Annotated in this window: 15 protein-coding genes and 1 tRNA gene; 7 read left to right on the forward strand and 9 right to left on the reverse strand. The window is 52.8% G+C overall.

Annotation, left to right across the window (positions count from 1 at the left end; translation table 11 throughout):
- Positions 1-9 precede the first annotated feature (9 nt).
- From N2K86_RS17835 to N2K86_RS17855, 5 genes are read left to right on the forward strand one after another with little or no spacing between them, the layout of a single operon-like run.
- Complete coding sequence (locus N2K86_RS17835) at positions 10-1,182, forward strand: fimbrial protein (protein ID WP_260659492.1); 1,173 nt, start codon at positions 10-12, stop codon at positions 1,180-1,182.
- Between the two features lie 55 nt (positions 1,183-1,237).
- The gene (locus N2K86_RS17840; protein ID WP_260659493.1) at positions 1,238-2,425 is read left to right on the forward strand and encodes an HD-GYP domain-containing protein; all 1,188 of its coding nucleotides are present in this window, start codon (positions 1,238-1,240) and stop codon (positions 2,423-2,425) included.
- Between the two features lie 17 nt (positions 2,426-2,442).
- A complete protein-coding gene (locus N2K86_RS17845) occupies positions 2,443-3,219 on the forward strand; it encodes a winged helix-turn-helix domain-containing protein (protein WP_260659494.1) in 777 nt (258 codons plus the stop codon).
- Positions 3,216-3,695 (forward strand): hypothetical protein, encoded by a 480-nt coding sequence (locus N2K86_RS17850; RefSeq protein ID WP_260659495.1) that lies wholly within the window; start codon positions 3,216-3,218, stop codon positions 3,693-3,695. Before N2K86_RS17845 ends, N2K86_RS17850 begins: the two co-directional genes overlap by 4 nt.
- Positions 3,696-3,718: 23 nt before the next feature.
- Positions 3,719-4,384: a Crp/Fnr family transcriptional regulator gene (locus N2K86_RS17855; RefSeq protein ID WP_260659496.1), complete on the forward strand. Its 666-nt coding sequence runs from the start codon at positions 3,719-3,721 to the stop codon at positions 4,382-4,384.
- A gap of 14 nt (positions 4,385-4,398) precedes the next feature.
- On the opposite strand, the gene N2K86_RS17860 is transcribed toward N2K86_RS17855, so the two are convergent.
- A tRNA-Gly gene (locus N2K86_RS17860) sits at positions 4,399-4,472 on the reverse strand.
- An 80-nt stretch (positions 4,473-4,552) separates the two neighbouring features.
- Entirely contained in the window at positions 4,553-5,296 is a 744-nt protein-coding gene (actS, locus tag N2K86_RS17865) for an amidase activator ActS (protein ID WP_260659497.1), read from the reverse strand.
- 163 nt (positions 5,297-5,459) lie between these two features.
- Between actS and idi the strand changes: the two genes are divergently transcribed.
- The gene (gene idi, locus N2K86_RS17870; RefSeq protein ID WP_260659498.1) at positions 5,460-6,002 is read left to right on the forward strand and encodes an isopentenyl-diphosphate Delta-isomerase; all 543 of its coding nucleotides are present in this window, start codon (positions 5,460-5,462) and stop codon (positions 6,000-6,002) included.
- 38 nt (positions 6,003-6,040) lie between these two features.
- Here idi and lysS read toward each other — a convergent pair whose 3' ends face one another.
- The 5 genes from lysS to xerD form a co-directional block, all read right to left on the reverse strand.
- Positions 6,041-7,558, reverse strand: coding sequence for a lysine--tRNA ligase (gene lysS / locus N2K86_RS17875; protein ID WP_010435299.1), 1,518 nt, complete (start codon positions 7,556-7,558; stop codon positions 6,041-6,043).
- Between the two features lie 9 nt (positions 7,559-7,567).
- A protein-coding gene (prfB, locus tag N2K86_RS17880; RefSeq protein WP_260659499.1) for a peptide chain release factor 2 occupies positions 7,568-8,666 on the reverse strand; the annotation gives its coding sequence in 2 pieces (ribosomal slippage) (positions 7,568-8,590 and positions 8,592-8,666; 1,098 coding nt in all).
- A gap of 89 nt (positions 8,667-8,755) precedes the next feature.
- Positions 8,756-10,489, reverse strand: coding sequence for a single-stranded-DNA-specific exonuclease RecJ (gene recJ, locus N2K86_RS17885; RefSeq protein ID WP_260659500.1), 1,734 nt, complete (start codon positions 10,487-10,489; stop codon positions 8,756-8,758).
- 5 nt (positions 10,490-10,494) lie between these two features.
- Entirely contained in the window at positions 10,495-11,208 is a 714-nt protein-coding gene (dsbC, locus tag N2K86_RS17890; protein ID WP_260659501.1) for a bifunctional protein-disulfide isomerase/oxidoreductase DsbC, read from the reverse strand.
- 28 nt (positions 11,209-11,236) lie between these two features.
- Complete coding sequence (gene xerD / locus N2K86_RS17895; protein ID WP_089600303.1) at positions 11,237-12,133, reverse strand: site-specific tyrosine recombinase XerD; 897 nt, start codon at positions 12,131-12,133, stop codon at positions 11,237-11,239.
- 101 nt (positions 12,134-12,234) lie between these two features.
- Here xerD and fldB point away from each other — a divergent pair, with 101 nt between their 5' ends.
- On the forward strand, positions 12,235-12,756 hold the full coding sequence (gene fldB, locus N2K86_RS17900) for a flavodoxin FldB (protein WP_260659502.1): 522 nt from the start codon (positions 12,235-12,237) through the stop codon (positions 12,754-12,756).
- Positions 12,757-12,763: 7 nt separating this feature from the next.
- Here fldB and N2K86_RS17905 read toward each other — a convergent pair whose 3' ends face one another.
- Both N2K86_RS17905 and sdhE read right to left on the reverse strand, forming a co-directional pair.
- On the reverse strand, positions 12,764-13,174 hold the full coding sequence (locus N2K86_RS17905; protein ID WP_010435320.1) for a protein YgfX: 411 nt from the start codon (positions 13,172-13,174) through the stop codon (positions 12,764-12,766).
- Positions 13,155-13,421 carry an FAD assembly factor SdhE gene (gene sdhE, locus N2K86_RS17910; protein ID WP_010435322.1) on the reverse strand — a complete coding sequence of 89 codons (267 nt, stop codon included), beginning with the start codon at positions 13,419-13,421 and terminating at the stop codon, positions 13,155-13,157. Before sdhE ends, N2K86_RS17905 begins: the two co-directional genes overlap by 20 nt.
- Positions 13,422-13,708 lie beyond the last annotated feature (287 nt).

Raw genomic sequence — 13,708 nt, forward strand, 5'->3', positions numbered from 1 at the left:
AAATCGATCATGAGCAAATCTTTATTTTTCATCATTGCCGTATTCAGCCTGATAACGATCCCTGGTTTTTCGGCGCTGGCGGCACCACAAGCTCGAGGCGTGACAGGGGATACCTGCCGTAATAGCGGTATTATATTTAAAAGCGTGGCGGAGGCGGATAAATCGCTTAATTTGTCCTCGGCCTTTATCACCTCAACGGTAGTAGAAAAGACATTTACCACCAGCTGGTCGGGGAGTATGACCTGTACCTATGGCAACGTGGGTATCGGAGGATTATTGCAGGATCATCTTTACTACTTTACCGGGTTTAATAACAGCCCCGTTTATTTGAATTTTAACAGTGCTGATGGCGAAAGCAGTTACTGGATTAAAGTCACCGCTGAAATTACCGGTAGTACCAAAGTCACGGTGAGCGGGATTGTGGGTATTCACTCACTGTCCTACCAGACGCAATATACATTGCGAGCGGAGTTACTGTCGTCGCCGCCTGTCGGGGTCTCCGCCTATACCAAAACCACCACCAACGGCGCGCTTAGCGTGATTCCTGCAGTGATGAGCGGTACCGGGTCAGGGGGTGATTCTCCCCTGCTCTCCAGTAAAACCTATGCTTCCCGGGCATGGAGCAACATGATGTCAGAAACCGCGCGCAAAAGCTGGGATACCGATTATTTTTTGGCATACGAGAAAATGACTATTCAATTCGAGCCGAAAGAAACCACCTGCAATATGACGCATGACATGACGGTTAAACTCCCCCCTGCACCGCTGAAAGAACTTAAGACCTACGGCAGGAAGAATGGGGCCGATTTCACCATTCCCATCAAATGCGGAAACCTCGCCGGCGTAAAAACATCAACGCGGAATATTAAGGCCTGGCTGTCCAGTAATGATTTGATCAGCTCGGACAGTAGTTCACAAACAATGGTAAATGATGAAACCACGGCGGGCGGGGTCGGTATCGCTATTCGAAGCCGTACTTTTATGGGTGATTTTGAAGAGGTAAAACTTTCCAGCAGTACCAGTATGGAAAATGCCACGCAAATTCTTGACATTGTGAAGGATGATGACATTCAGGAAACACAATTTATTCTCCTGCATGCTTATTATAAAGTTTATGATCCCTCAGCCTTGTCGACCGGCACGGTGGTCGCAACTGCACAGATCATGTTCGGCTATGACTAATTATCTCACTTACACAATGACATTAATTTATTTTTAAAATCAGCCAAAAAACGCTATGAAAATATCTGTTCAAACCGTGCTTAATTTATTGCATAACATTATTCATCCGGTTTCTGCCGATCTGGTTAACCACCTGCAACGCACGGCGCTCATCATCTGGTATTTAAGCCACCGTGTTGGGCTGGATAAAACGGGGCTCAGCAATGCCTTTCTGGCCGGAATGCTGCACGACATTGGCACGCTAAATAAAGATCGTACGCGCCTTACCCCCGGCAGTGAGGGGTTTCTGGATGGGCATGAACAGCTGGCGGGTTCAATGACCGCGGGGATCCGTTTCCTGCAACCCGTCACGCCCATCCTTGAAAATCATCATACCGAATGGTCTGCAACGGCTAAGGACAATCTTCCTCTGGTACATTATCTGGTACATATGGCGGATTCCTTTGAGCTTTATCTGCGCGGGATTGACGGTGATTTTATTACCCAACGCGAGAGGATCATTTCGGAATTCTTTGCCCATTCAACACCCTGGCCCGCCCCTCTGGAGCAGGCGCTGCGGGAATCAGGGCATCAGGATGGCTTTTGGTTTCGGCTTGGCAACCCTTCGCTTTCCCAGGTGTTGAACGCCATCAGCCCGTTGCACGATCACATGCTGGATCATCATGATTTTCTCGAGGTGTGTCAGCTCATCTCAAAAATCGTCGATAAGTACAGCAGCTTCACCCGTACCCATAGCGCCAGCGTAGCGCATGTCGCTGCGCGTCTGGCCGAACTTTATGGCTATGATATCGATATGCAAGAAAAGATCTGTATTGCAGGCTACTTGCATGATATTGGGAAACTTTTTACGCCACTCGACGTTCTGGAAAAGCACGGCAAACTCGAAAGCTGGGAATATGCCATCATGAAGCAGCACAGCTATAAAACGCTGGTGATGCTCCATCCCATTACCGAGCTGGGCGATATCGTGAGCTGGGCCGCCAATCATCACGAGCGACTGGACGGCAGTGGATACCCTTTCAGGCTGGGTGCCGCTTCACTTGATATTCCCTCGCGCATACTTGCGGTGGCAGATGTTTTTACTGCCATGACGGAAAATCGTCCCTACAGACAGGGGATGCAGAGTGCTGAGGCGCTGACCATTTTGCGAGAAGAAGTGGCCAATTACCGACTGGACAGGGACATCGTGGCATTGCTGGACCATAATATTGACAGTGTGAAACCGCTTGTCGCGATGTGTTAACGTTCTAAGAACAGATAATGAAATATTTGATTGCCAGCAAAGTCATTTACGATACGGAAAGCGGGGAGCTGACCCTTCCTGGTGCTGAGCTACCTGAGGCTCAAAAATTGACGAATACGGCTAACCGTATCCTGTCGCTGCTTATTGCTTCCCCGGGAGAGGTACTTGAGCGTCACTATCTGCTGGAACAGGTATGGGAGTCAGCCGGGCATACCGGCTCAAGTTCCTCACTTAACCAGTACATTAGTATTTTACGCAAAACGTTAACCTCACTGACTGACATCGAAGAGTCGATAATTGTTGTGCCTAAAGTGGGCTTCTACTTCTCAGCCGATATTGACGTTCAGCCTCTGGATCAACCCTATGCCCCCCCGTCGAAGGAGGATGCCTTCCCGGCGAAGAAAACACGTTCGATGCCGCTCAAATACAGTGGCGCGGCCTTGCTAATTCTGGCGCTGGTTGTCGCTAATGTGTGGATCTGGAACCAACCCAAAATCAATGAACGTTATTCCCGTGTAACAGAAATAGGCACGCTGGAAAAGTGTACTATTACGACCTACGAACATCTTTCAACCGATGAGCGTAAGCGGGTACATGAGGTATTACTCACGGCACAGCCTGAGCTCAATGAAAAATGTCTAAAACATACGGCACAGGTGATGGTTAACATTCAACCCAGCGTATTTTATGGTAGCAGTGGGCGTATGTTTTACTCTTTTTGCCCTGTAGATCCCGAGAATAAAACACTCGCATATTGTGAAAATCATTACGCATTTAACTGGAAGATGAAATGAAGATTGCACTGACGCTATCTGCAACTGTCCTCATCCTGACAGGTACGCTTATCTGGGGAATTAATCATCGCACCTCGACGTATTTAGAAGATCGATGCTTCGCCAATTTTACCTATACCGACAACACAGACGATAATGCGTTTAATTTCAAAGGAAATATTTTCTTTGAGTTCTCAAAAAATAAAACCGGACAATTTAATCTCTCCGGAAACGTATCCTATCTGGGAAAAAACTATACCTTCTCACGCTATGTACGTTTTGCTTATAGTCATCTAAAAAACAACGCCTACAGAATAAAAATTCTTTCGCACGAAACGATGGCGCACGACAATGTGCCTGCTGCGATCTCACCGCTTGCCATTAAGATAATGTTTCTTACCGGCGAATACTCTATGTACCTGCATAAGCAGGACAATAGTTTTATTACAATTGGGAACTCACTTTCACCGCTGATGAATTGCGTTATACAGTCCTGATATTTTGGTAAGAATCCGCTGTTATGAAGAAAAATAATTGCGTCAGTTGTGCAAAATGTGGTTTTGCGGGCGTTTGCCAGTCGTATCTTTTCGACCGTCAAGAACCTCTGTTCATTAAAGACCTCGCACGTAAAAAACACATTGCTAAGAATGAATTTATTTATCAACAGGGTACTGCTGTAAAAGCGCTGTATGCTCTGAGACGTGGGGTGGCGAAAATTTATGATTCTCAGCAAACGCTCCAGGGCATTGTTTTTCCAGGTCAGATTATGGGGGCAGAGGAACTCTTCAGTCCGTGTTATCAATACAGCGTACAGGCGGCCACAGAGGTAGAAGTTTGTGAGTTACAAAACGCTCATTTCTATCACCTGAGTCAGATAACCAGTAACTTCACCCATTTTATTATTGCTATTCTCTCTCGCTCCGCGAGGGAGAAACAGCAATTTATCAGCGTGCTGGTGAACAATGATGGAGTGCAGAAAGTCAGTGGTTTTATTCAGCTGATGGTGAACATCAACAAGGAATATGGCTTTGAGCACACTATTCTGGAACTGCCTCTAAGCAAAAAAGAGCTGGCACAACTGCTCGGTATTTCTCAGTCAACGCTGTCCCGTGCATTCGAGACGCTGGAGGCGCAGCGTAAAGTGATGATCACTAAAAAAGAGATTGTCGTACTCGAATGTCTGTAAGAGAAAACAGGGACTGGAGCGGGCGAAGGGAATCGAACCCTCGTATAGAGCTTGGGAAGCTCTCGTTCTACCATTGAACTACGCCCGCGTTGAGGTGCGTAAAGCATTATAGACCTTACGCATCTCCATACAAGCCTCCCCCTCACTAAGTGGCGATAAAATAATCACTTAGCACTTCGGTTTGCTGCCCTGAGCCGGGAGATAGCGCTGCGGATCGATGGCCGTCGCCTTGTAGCGGATCTGGAAATGCAGCTTCACCGAGTCCGTCCCGGTATTGCCCATGGTGGCTATCTTCTGCCCCGCCTTCACGTTCTGTCCGTTATTGACCAGCATCGTGTCATTATGCGCATAAGCGGTGATGTAATCTTCGCCGTGCTTAATCATGATCAGATTTCCGTATCCGCGCAGCTGGTTGCCGACGTAGACCACCTTCCCGGCGCCGGAAGCATACACCGGTGTGCCGCGCGCAGCAGCAATATCAATGCCTTTGTTACCGCCTTCTGAAAGTGAATAAGGCGCCACAACTTTACCGCTGGCTGGCCAAATCCAGCAGCGCTGCCCGACCGGTGGCCAGGAAGACTTCGGCACCTGATAAGACGGCGTCACTTTGGCCGTTTTGCCTTTTGAGGCGGTTTTTTTGGCTGAAGAAGAGCCGCCATTGACCTTCAGTTTCTGCCCCACCTCAATGGTATAGGGGGGAGAGATGTTATTCAGACGCGCGAGATCCTTTACGCTGGTTCCCGTTGCACGTGAAATGCGATACAGGGTATCCCCGCGCTTAACGGTATAGACCGCACCGGAATAGCTGCCCATATCCGACGATTTGCTTCCCGAGCATCCCGCCAGAAGTAGCGTCAGCGTCAGGCAAACAACAGCAGTGATGGGGTTTCTCGTCAGGCTTCCTGCAAACAAAACAGATCCTCGGTCAGCGTAAATGGCGCACTATGATAGCAGCCAAAACGAATAGGGGTCATGCCATTTTCCGCTCCGGGTGCCAAACCGTTCGTATAAGAATGCCGTATAATGATCCGGCTGATGGTGCTGAACCACTCGGCATTCTGGCACTGGAGCATCAATGAGTATTCAAGAACACGTTATTTTGGTAAATGACCAGGGAAAGGTGATTGGCACTCAGGAAAAATATGCCGCGCACACCTCGCATACCCCGCTGCATCTGGCCTTCTCCACCTGGCTTTTCAATGCCCGCGGCGAATGTCTGATTACCCGACGCGCCTTAAGCAAAAAAGCCTGGCCCGGCGTCTGGACCAACTCGGTCTGCGGCCACCCTCAGTCAGGCGAAGAGATGGAACAGGCAATAATCCGCCGCTGCCGCTTTGAAGTGGGCGCAGAACTGGCTGATATCACTGCCGTGGCCCCTGAGTTTCGCTATCGGGAAGCCGACCCATCCGGGATCGTGGAAAATGAAATTTGCCCTGTTTATGCCGCTCACATCACCAATAACGTGACGATAAACGAAGATGAAGTGATGGAATATCAGTGGGTTGAACTGGACACATTATTCCGTGCGCTGGACGCGACGCCCTGGGCCTTTAGCCCGTGGATGGTTATGGAAGCGACAACCGCCCGCGATAAACTCAAAGCCTTCGCGGCGCAATAAAAAAGCCCCTTTCGGGGCTTTTTTTACATCTCAGCGCCTTATTTCACCGGGCGCATCGCCGGGAAGAGGATCACGTCACGGATGGTATGGCTGTTGGTGAACAGCATCACCATACGGTCGATACCAATCCCCAGACCCGCCGTTGGTGGCAGGCCGTGCTCCAGCGCGGTCACGTAGTCTTCGTCGAAGAACATCGCTTCGTCGTCGCCTGCCGCTTTCGCATCTACCTGGTCCTGGAAACGCTGCGCCTGATCTTCTGCATCGTTCAGCTCGCTGAAGCCGTTGCCGATTTCGCGGCCACCGATGAAGAATTCGAAACGATCGGTGATTTCCGGGTTCACGTCATTACGACGCGCCAGCGGAGAGACTTCAGCCGGGTATTCGGTGATGAAGGTCGGCTGAATCAGGTGCGCTTCGGCCACTTCTTCGAAGATCTCGGTCACGATACGGCCCAGACCCCAGCTCTTCTCAACTTTGATACCGATGCTTTCCGCGATTGCTTTCGCTGAGTCGAAGTTATCCAGATCGGCCATCTCGGTTTCCGGACGGTATTTCTTGATCGCTTCGCGCATGGTCAGCTTGACGAACGGCTTGCCGAAGTCGAAGACCTCTTCACCGTAAGGCACTTCGGTGGTGCCCAGAATGTCCTGCGCCAGGGTACGGAACAGAGATTCGGTCAGCTCGATCAGATCTTTGTAATCCGCATACGCCATATAGAGTTCCATCATGGTGAACTCTGGGTTATGACGCACGGAGATACCTTCGTTACGGAAGTTACGGTTGATTTCGAACACGCGGTCGAAACCACCGACCACCAGACGCTTCAGGTACAGTTCCGGCGCGATACGCAGGTACATGTCCAGGTCCAGGGCGTTGTGATGGGTGATGAACGGACGCGCAGACGCGCCGCCAGGGATCACCTGCATCATTGGGGTTTCCACTTCCATAAAGTCACGGTTGACCATGAACTGGCGGATACCGGCCATGATCTGGGAGCGAATTTTGAAAGTCTTGCGGGATTCATCGTTAGAGATGAGATCCAGATAACGCTGACGGTAGCGCGCTTCCTGATCCTGCAGGCCGTGGAATTTGTCCGGCAGCGGGCGCAGGGCTTTGGTCAGCAGACGCAGCTCGGTGCAGTGGATAGAGAGTTCACCGGTCTTGGTTTTGAACAGTTTACCTTTCGCGCCCAGGATATCGCCCAGGTCCCACTTCTTGAACTGCTCGTTGTAGATGCCTTCCGGCAGGTCGTCACGGGAAACGTACAGCTGAATACGGCCGCCAACGTCCTGCAGCGTCACGAAGGACGCTTTACCCATGATACGACGGGTCATCATACGGCCAGCCACAGACACTTCGATGTTCAGCGCTTCCAGCTCTTCGTTCTCTTTACCGTCGAAGTCTGCGTGCAGTTGGTCTGAGGTGTGGTCACGACGAAAATCGTTCGGGAACGGCACACCCTGCTCGCGCAGCGCTGCCAGCTTCTCGCGGCGGGTTTTCAGTTCGTTATTAAGATCGACTACCGCGTCAGCGCCCTGTGCTTGTTGTTCAGACATGTTGGTTCCTCATAACCCTGCTTTCAAACTTGCTTCGATAAATTGGTCCAGGCTGCCGTCCAGCACCGCCTGCGTATTGCGGGTTTCAACCCCGGTACGCAGGTCTTTGATGCGGGAGTCATCAAGGACGTAAGAACGGATCTGGCTGCCCCAGCCGATGTCGGACTTGTTGTCTTCCATCGCCTGTTTCTCAGCATTTTTCTTCTGCATTTCCAGCTCATAAAGCTTCGCTTTCATCTGCTTCATGGCCTGGTCTTTGTTCTTATGCTGGGAACGGTCGTTCTGGCATTGTGTTACCAGCCCGGTAGGAATGTGGGTAATACGTACCGCAGATTCCGTACGGTTAACGTGCTGACCACCCGCGCCGGATGCGCGGTAAACGTCAATACGCAGGTCGGCCGGGTTGATATCGATGTCGATATCATCATTCACTTCCGGGTAGACGAACGCGGAGCTGAAGGAGGTGTGGCGACGGCCGCCGGAGTCAAACGGGCTCTTACGCACCAGGCGGTGAACGCCGGTTTCAGTACGCAGCCAGCCATAGGCGTAATCACCAATAATTTTGATGGTCACGGATTTCAGACCCGCGACTTCACCTTCAGACTCTTCGATAATTTCAGTTTTGAAACCGCGCGCTTCAGCCCAACGCAGGTACATACGCGTCAGCATGCTGGCCCAGTCCTGTGCTTCCGTACCGCCAGAACCCGCCTGAATATCGAGGTAGCAATCAGCGCTGTCGTATTCGCCGGAGAACATACGACGGAATTCGAGCTGTGCCAGCTTCTCTTCCAGAACGTCGAGTTCTGCCACGGCTTCGTTAAAGGTTTCTTCGTCGTCGGCTTCTACAGCCAGTTCCAACAGACCAGAGACATCTTCCAGCCCCTGAGACATTTGGTCCAGGGTATCGACAATCGCTTCGAGAGAGGAACGCTCTTTACCCAGCGCCTGCGCGCGTTCAGGTTCGTTCCAGACGTCCGGCTGTTCCAGCTCGGCGTTTACTTCTTCAAGACGCTCTTTCTTGGCATCGTAGTCAAAGATACCCCCTAAGAACGTCAGAGCGCTCCGTGAGGTCCTGAATGCGGTTTTTTACCGGATTAATTTCAAACATGGTCTGTTTTCTTTTATGGGCTTGTCAAAATGCGGTGATAAGAGCGGGATTGTACCGAATCCACGCCCTTTTTTGTAGCTTTACTGACGCTAAATTGGCCAGATATTGTCGATGATGATCTGAAGGGAGCGGTTGCCGCGAAACTCGTTGATATCAAGCTTATAGGCCAGCTCAACCTCGCGCACGCCGTTGTCCGGCCACATGGAGGTGTCAACGTTGAAGGCGATGCCGTCCAGCAGCGGTCCACCGCCGGTGGGCTCGACCATCACTTTCAGGTGACGTTCGCCAACAATTCGCTGTTGCAGCAGGCGGAAACGGCCATCGAACAGCGGTTCCGGGAACATCTGCCCCCACGGCCCCGCGTCACGCAGCATCTGGGCCACCTCCATGGTCATTTCAGCCGGTGAAAGTTCGCCGTCAGAGACCACTTCGCCCTGTAACAGCGCAGGGTCGATCCAGTCTGTCACCAGCTCGCCAAACAGTCGCTGAAACTCGTCGAACTTCGCCTCTTCCAGCGACAGGCCTGCCGCCATCGCGTGACCGCCAAACTTGATCATCAGACCCGGGTGAAGCGTATCCAGGCGCTCCAGCGCATCGCGCATGTGCAGCCCCTGAATTGAACGACCGGAGCCTTTCAGCGTGCCGTCGCCCGCGGGGGCAAACGCAATCACCGGACGGTGGAAGCGCTCTTTGATGCGCGACGCCAGGATGCCGACCACGCCCTGATGCCACTCGGGATGGTACATCGCCAGGCCGCCCGGCAGCATATCGCCGCTGTGCTCCAGCTTTTCGCACAGGGTCAACGCTTCGGCCTGCATCCCCTGCTCGATCTCTTTACGGGTCTGGTTCAGGGCGTCCAGCTCGTTCGCCAGCACGCGCGCTTCGCCGATGTTGTCGCACAGCAGCAGCGCGACGCCGACGGACATATCGTCCAGCCGTCCGGCGGCGTTAAGACGCGGCCCGAGGGCAAAACCTAAATCGCTGGCAGCGAGCTTAAGCGGATCGCGGTTTGAAATCTCCAGCAGCGCCTTAATCCCCGGACGGCACTTGCCCGCCCGGATGCGGCTTAAGCCCTGCCAGGTCAAAATGCGGTTGTTGGTGTCGAGCGGCACCACGTCTGCCACGGTACCCAGCGCCACCAGGTCGAGATATTCGGCCAGGTTCGGCACGGCAATCCCGCGCGACTCAAACCAGCCCTTATCGCGCAGCAGCGTACGCAGCGCCAGCATCAGATAAAACGCCACGCCGACACCGGCCAGGGACTTCGACGGGAAATCGCAGTCGCGCAGGTTGGGGTTAATGATAGCTTCGGCGGCAGGCAGGGTTTCCCCCGGCAGGTGGTGATCGGTAACCAGCACCGGGATCCCCAGCGCATGGGCATGATCGACACCCGTATGGGAAGAGATCCCGTTATCCACGGTCAGGATCATCTGCGCACCGCGCGCGTGAGCCTGATCGACCACTTCCGGGCTAAGACCGTAACCGTCTTCAAAGCGGTTTGGCACCAGATAGGTGACGTTATCGCAGCCCAGCGCGCGCAGGCTGAGCACGCTCAGTGCAGTACTGGTTGCACCGTCGGCATCGAAATCGCCCACCACCACAATCCGCGTCCCTTCCCGGAACGCGTTGTAGAGCATTTCAGTGGCCTTTTCGACGCCGCTCAGCTGCTGCCAGGGCAGCATACCTTTAACGCTACGCTCAAGATCGTCCGCCGTTCGCACACCGCGGCTGGCATAGAGCCGCTTCAGTAGCGGCGAAAGATCGTCAGGTAAATCAGCCGTGTCAGCCGCTTCGCGGCGGCGCAGTTTTATCGGAGCTTTCACGCGGATTATTTACCCGCAGTCTGTTTCTGGTGCGCGTCGAGGAACTCTTTCATCTCTTTTGGTCCCTGATACCCCGGCACCACGTAGCCGTTGCTCAGCACGATGGCTGGCGTACCGGTCACGCCAAACTGCACGCCCAGCGCATAGTGATTCGCGATATCAATGTCGCAGGAAGCGGGCTTAACGCCTTTGCCGTTCATGGCATCATCAAAGGCCTTGTTGCGGTCTTTAGCACACCAGATAGCCTTCATGTCCTGCTCTGGCTGACTCTGCACGCCCGCGCGTGGGAAGGCCAGATAGCGCACGGTGATGCCCAGCGCGTTGTAGTCTTTCATCTCTTCATGCAGCTTGTGGCAGTAGCCGCAGGTAATGTCGGTGAAGACGGTAATAACGTGTTTTTCCTGCGCCGCTTTATAAACGATCATCTCTTTTTCGAGCGCGTTCAGGTTTTTCATCAGCAGCTGGTTGGTCACGTTGACCGGCTGCGCGCCGCTCACGTCATACATCGGCCCCTGAATGATGTGCTTTCCGTCCTCGGTCACGTACAGCACACCGCTGTTGGTTAAGACGGTTTTCATTCCCGCAACGGGCGCAGGCTGAATGTCGCTGCTGGTGACGCCCAGTTTCGTCAGAGACTGTTTGATGGCGGCGTCGTCAGCATGAACAAAACCGGTAAAAGAGGCTGCCAGCAGGGTGAAGAGCGCAAAAGACTTTTTCATATTTAATCCTGTAACAATTCGTCGGCACTCACGCGCGTGGGTGGTGCTGTTGGTGTAGCTGTCGCAGGCGTTCCGTCGCGACATGGGTATAAATTTGCGTCGTTGAGAGATCGCTGTGCCCCAACAGCATCTGCACCACGCGCAAATCAGCGCCGTGGTTTAGCAGATGCGTCGCGAAGGCATGACGCAAAACGTGCGGCGACAGCTTTTCACTGTCAATGCCTGCCAGTGTGGCGTAATGCTTGATGCGATGCCAGAAGGTTTGTCGCGTCATTTGCTGCGCGCGCTGGCTTGGGAACAGCACATCGATAGAAACGCCATTCAGAAGCCACGGCCTGCCGTGCTCCAGATACGTCTCCAGCCAATACACCGCCTCTTCACCCAGCGGGACGAGCCGCTCTTTGTTCCCTTTACCTATCACGCGAACCACGCCCTGACGCAGGCTGATATCGCTCATCGTGAGGCCAACCAGTTCCGAAACGCGCAAGCCGGTAGCATACAATAGTTCAAGCATCGCTTTATCGCGTAACTCCAGCGGCAGGTCAACAGCGGGTGATTGTAATAATCTCTCAACTTGCGCTTCGCTGAGATCTTTCGGCAGCCGCTGCGGAAGTTTAGGCGATGCCAGCAGCGCACTGGGATCGTCCGCACGGATCTTCTCACGGTAGAGGTGTTGGAACAGACGACGCATTGCGCTAAGCAGGCGTGCGGAGCTGGTGGCCTTGTAGCCACCGTCCATCCGCTCGCCTAGCAGCGCCTGCAGGTCATCGCGTTGGACACTCTCAAGCGTCAGTTCCCGGTGTGCCAGCCATTCCACCAGCATGGTGAGATCGCGCCGATAGGCACTGAGCGTGTTTTCGGCCAGGTTTTTCTCCAGCCACAGCGCGTCGAGAAACTGTTCGATGAGTGCGAGATCCTTTTCCACATCAACCTCTTTGATTCTGCAATCCGGGCATTATGCCTGATTGCCATCGGTTTCTGGTACACTACGCGCAAAGTCATAGTAAGAATTGAGAACGTTACGCGATGAATATTGGTCTTTTCTATGGTTCCAGCACCTGCTATACCGAAATGGCAGCGGAAAAAATTCGCGACATCATCGGCCCGGAACTGGTGACGTTGCATAACCTGAAAGATGACGCCGTCTCGCTGATGGAACAGTACGACGTACTGATCCTTGGCATCCCGACCTGGGACTTTGGCGAGATACAGGAAGACTGGGAAGCCATCTGGGATCAGCTTGATTCGCTCAACCTCGACGGTAAAATCATTGCGATGTACGGCATGGGCGACCAGCTAGGCTACGGCGAGTGGTTCCTGGATGCGCTCGGCATGCTGCATGATAAACTGGCACCGAAAGGCGCGACGTTTATCGGCTACTGGCCAACAGAAGGCTATGAGTTCACCAGCAAAAAACCGATTATCGCAGAGGGTCAGCTGTTTGTCGGGCTCGCCCTGGATGAAACCAACCAGTACGACCTCAGCGACGAACGCCTGCAAAACTGGTGCGAACAGATTCTGGGTGAAATGGCCGAGAAGTTCAGCTAACGCGAACTTAGTCCTGCGTCGGTTGTTGCAACATCATCCGGCGCAGATCTCGCCACTCCGCAGCATCCATACTGTCGGCAGCCAGCCACAGGTGCTGGCGACGACCACCTTCAGGCTGACGCAGTCTCAGCATCATGCCAACGCTAAGCATCCAGGGTGTACCGACAATCTCCCACTCTTTCCCCTGCCAGCGCAAACGGGAATCCATCAGCAGTTTGATTTCACCCTGACGGGCGTTGATCCGGCGCTGGCTGCGCACGCTATCAAAAACTACAAACGACAGCAGCAATAACCACAGAGGCGTATAGCTTAGCGGCCACGGCATCAGTAAAACAAAGGCCGCAACCAGGCCGTGGAGCAACAATGACATCCACTGCGAGCGCCATGAGACGCGAAGATCAGATTGCCACAGGACCACGTTCCCGATTCCGTGTTTGAATTAATTGCACCATCCGTTGCAACTCGGTGTCGGCGGGTTTGCCGTGATTCATCAGCCAGTTGAATAAATCCGGATCGTCAGACTCCAGAAGGCGAACAAACAGACGCTTATCGTCATCGCTTAAGCTGTCATATTCATATTCAAAGAACGGCATGATGGAGATATCAAGTTCGCGCATGCCGCGACGGCACGCCCAGTGAATACGGGCCTTGTTGTTAATATCCATGTTCTGTTTCCTGCATTACGTTTGGCACAGTCGGTATCCCGTTAGGTGTTCATTATTTCTTTCCGGGAACAGTTGCTAGTGTAACGTGTTTTTGGCCGTTTCTTTACTGGAATATTGCAATCGCCGAGCCGGATTCCAGAATAACCACTCTAAAGACAGTGGATTACATTATTTTGCGTGACGCTACGCATAACCGCACGATGGCACGAATGGCGTGCTGAAAGCGCTTGCAATGGCTGTAGTCTCTTTTACCATTAGGCATTATCAAAGCGTTAAGCAATTCAGGA

Source organism: Enterobacter mori, assembly GCF_025244905.1.
GTDB lineage: Bacteria > Pseudomonadota > Gammaproteobacteria > Enterobacterales > Enterobacteriaceae > Enterobacter > Enterobacter mori_A.

Coding starts and splice junctions, on each gene's coding strand:
- lysS (WP_010435299.1), bottom strand. CDS start 7,558: ATGTCTGAACAACAAGCACAGGGCGCTGACGCGGTAGTCGATCTTAAT.
- N2K86_RS17840 (WP_260659493.1), top strand. CDS start 1,238: ATGAAAATATCTGTTCAAACCGTGCTTAATTTATTGCATAACATTATT.
- dsbC (WP_260659501.1), bottom strand. CDS start 11,208: ATGAAAAAGTCTTTTGCGCTCTTCACCCTGCTGGCAGCCTCTTTTACC.
- N2K86_RS17855 (WP_260659496.1), top strand. CDS start 3,719: ATGAAGAAAAATAATTGCGTCAGTTGTGCAAAATGTGGTTTTGCGGGC.
- idi (WP_260659498.1), top strand. CDS start 5,460: ATGAGTATTCAAGAACACGTTATTTTGGTAAATGACCAGGGAAAGGTG.
- fldB (WP_260659502.1), top strand. CDS start 12,235: ATGAATATTGGTCTTTTCTATGGTTCCAGCACCTGCTATACCGAAATG.
- sdhE (WP_010435322.1), bottom strand. CDS start 13,421: ATGGATATTAACAACAAGGCCCGTATTCACTGGGCGTGCCGTCGCGGC.
- N2K86_RS17845 (WP_260659494.1), top strand. CDS start 2,443: ATGAAATATTTGATTGCCAGCAAAGTCATTTACGATACGGAAAGCGGG.
- N2K86_RS17850 (WP_260659495.1), top strand. CDS start 3,216: ATGAAGATTGCACTGACGCTATCTGCAACTGTCCTCATCCTGACAGGT.
- N2K86_RS17835 (WP_260659492.1), top strand. CDS start 10: ATGAGCAAATCTTTATTTTTCATCATTGCCGTATTCAGCCTGATAACG.